At 43.1% G+C, this 2,557-nt stretch carries 4 protein-coding genes (1 of these 4 cut by a window edge); 2 read left to right on the top strand and 2 right to left on the bottom strand.

From position 1 onward, the window contains the following. Window positions 1–98, bottom strand: part of the annotated coding region (locus tag ACMHXH_RS10845; protein WP_413738040.1) for a helix-turn-helix domain-containing protein (this coding region is incomplete at its 3' end). The annotated region extends 165 nt beyond the left edge of the window; 98 of its 263 annotated nt are in view. Window positions 99–253: 155 nt separating this feature from the next. On the opposite strand from ACMHXH_RS10845, the gene ACMHXH_RS10840 reads away from it, so the two are divergent. Beyond that, the gene (locus ACMHXH_RS10840; RefSeq protein WP_335912943.1) at window positions 254–568 is read left to right on the top strand and encodes a hypothetical protein; all 315 of its coding nucleotides are present in this window, start codon (window positions 254–256) and stop codon (window positions 566–568) included. Between the two features lie 143 nt (window positions 569–711). Further along, window positions 712–1,374, top strand: coding sequence for a hypothetical protein (locus ACMHXH_RS10835; RefSeq protein WP_144362215.1), 663 nt, complete (start codon window positions 712–714; stop codon window positions 1,372–1,374). A gap of 64 nt (window positions 1,375–1,438) precedes the next feature. Here ACMHXH_RS10835 and ACMHXH_RS10830 read toward each other — a convergent pair. Continuing rightward, on the bottom strand, window positions 1,439–2,557 hold a 1,119-nt coding region (locus ACMHXH_RS10830), incomplete at its 5' end, for an IS256 family transposase (RefSeq protein WP_413737819.1).

Genomic DNA, 2,557 nt, shown 5'->3' with positions numbered 1-2,557 from the left:
ACTTTCAGACGTTTTCCTATCTCCCGATAACTGAAACCCTCGCGTAAATAGGCCTCAATCTGGTATCGTTGTCCCTCGATCAACTGCTTGTAATTCATGGTAACTACTCATGTTTGTTTGGCGACTACAGAGTATCACCAACAGGCAGTTGATCTCTCCTCACCGTTTAACCATGAGTGGTGCACTTATTATCTGAATTCGGGCCCCCTTAAAAAACGGTTTGGAGTTAATGGGGGAGGGGATAGCTTTAATCATGAAGTTTGATGGTGGCGATATGTATGTTAAACCACATAAAGTTATGAAATATAATAGAAGTGATACTCTGTTTTGTGGATTTGATAACTCTATTGATGGATGGGGGGGGAGGAGTATAGATGTTGGGAATAAGAAGGAGAGTTTGCTGAAAAGCAGCCGTTTTTCAGACAACTGTTACAACTTGTATTTCAAGCTGCCTGAAAAGATCAAGGATGCTGATTTTGCCCTCGACTTCTCGGAGTCTCTTTTGCCATTGAATAGTAAGGTTGTTTATTTCCATAAAAAGCTGATTAAGTGGACTTCATCGAACTAAATGGTGACAGATTTAAAAATTTTCTATTCTTCCTTGCATAGTCGATCAATATTATTCCTTGGGCTAGAGAATCACCGTTATTATTTGACTAATCAGGAATGAGGGCCATAATGCGAAATATATTTCTGACTATGTGTTTTCTTATGGGATATTGGTTACAAGGATGTGCCTATTATGTCTATGATACTCATACCGCTTATGGCCTGAACAGGGTTGATACGGAGGAGTACTTAGGGCCAATAGATACCGGCTACGACTCTCCGATCACCAGCCCGGTACTTAGTTTTGATAATGGTGTGCAAGTTAAGTTCATGATCCCTGGTATATATAATCATCCACGAAAGAAAACGGGTATTGACTATCTGGATGATATTAACATAGAGATTTTTATAACATCACGAAAAGCAGGGGTTTCTCTGGATGTACAAAATATGGTGTTGGACCAGTATCGAACCGGCAGAAAGACTCCCCTTCGATTCCTAGAGAAGAAACGTTACCCAAGTTTGGAGAAAGGGAAGGAAGGGGTATTAGTTTGTAGATATTCTGATTCCGAAGAGGCTTTCTCTGATTTTTATCAAGGGGAGCGTATCGAGTTGCCCTATCGAGAGACAGGCTTAAGACTGGTCAAAGTCGGAATGCTAAGGGTAGACCCTGATATACTCTGTGGTGAATTAGTTGCTATGAATATCAATTTTGTCGGGGATGATGGATACTTCACTATTAATCTGCCATTTATAGATGATTCAGGGAGAAAGGAGTATACGGTGTATTTTTATCCGGTGGGAATACGATACACTATGAAGTAAACCATTATGATTTAGTTTTAGGTAATTAGTTGAGGGTGTTCAAAATTCTGTGTCACGTTAAAAATCACAGATCGATGTGAGCATCCAGTCGTCCTTCAAAATGGATGGACAGCTGAGATAGCGTTAAATTCCAGTTTTGAATCGGGTGTGACCACCGCTCCTGAGCCTTCAATATACCGGCGTAGAGCAGTTTGAGTAAACTGTTCTCGTTGGCAAAACCACCCTTGGTTTTCGTCAGTTTACGAAACTGACGATGTACGGCCTCAACCGCGTTCGTGGTGTAGATAGCCTTACGCACGTATTCCGGGTACTTAAAATAGGTCGATAACAGCGCCCACTTGTTGCGCCAGGACTTGATGACCACAGGATATTTGTCGCCCCATTTGGCTTCCAGCTCGTCCAGCGCCATCTCAGCTGCATTGAGGGTTGTGGCTTTATAGACACACTTTAAATCAGCCATAAACGCCTTCTGGTTTTTAGACGCTACGTATTTCATTGAGTTACGAATTTGATGAATGATGCATGACTGCACCTCTGTATGTGGGTAAATGGTTTCAATGGCTTCAGGGAAGCCTTTAAGGCCATCAACACAGGCAATCAGGATGTCTTTAATACCGCGACTATGAAGATCGGTTAGTATACTTAGCCACTGATGTGCACCTTCAGTGTCTGAGATATACAAGCCCAACAGCTCCTTTTTTCCTTCTACATTGAGCGCCAGAATGGTGTACACAGCTTTGCTGACAAAGCGGCCATTCTCTTTGATTTTATAGTGAATAGCATCAAGCCAGAGGATGGGATACAGGGCTTCTAAATCACGTTCACGCCAAGCCTGAAGCTCAGGTAGCAGTTTATCAGTAATGGCGCTGATGGTGCCATTGGGGACTTCAATGCCGTAGATATCGGCGATATGGGCACGAATATCCTGATAACTTGTGCCCAGTGAAAATAGCGCAATGATTTTCCGCTCCATCTCATCGGTCAGGTATGTCTGGTTCTTTTTTACAACCTGAGGCTCGAAGGTGCCATCTCGGTCACGCGGAGTATGCAGCTCAAAGCTACCGGTAGCGGTCTTCAGTGTCTTACTGGTCTTGCCATTTCTGCGATTACCAGGCTGCTTATCTTCAAGATGTTGGTCGAGCTCAACATTGAGGGCCGCTTCAGTAAGCTGTTTAATGAGTGG

It is taken from the genome of Shewanella sp. BJSY2023SW001 (assembly GCF_047314685.1).
In the GTDB taxonomy this organism is placed as follows: domain Bacteria; phylum Pseudomonadota; class Gammaproteobacteria; order Enterobacterales; family Shewanellaceae; genus Shewanella; species Shewanella indica.
The sequence above is the reverse complement of the archived record's forward strand: the minus strand, read 5'-3'. Positions and strand labels throughout refer to the sequence as shown.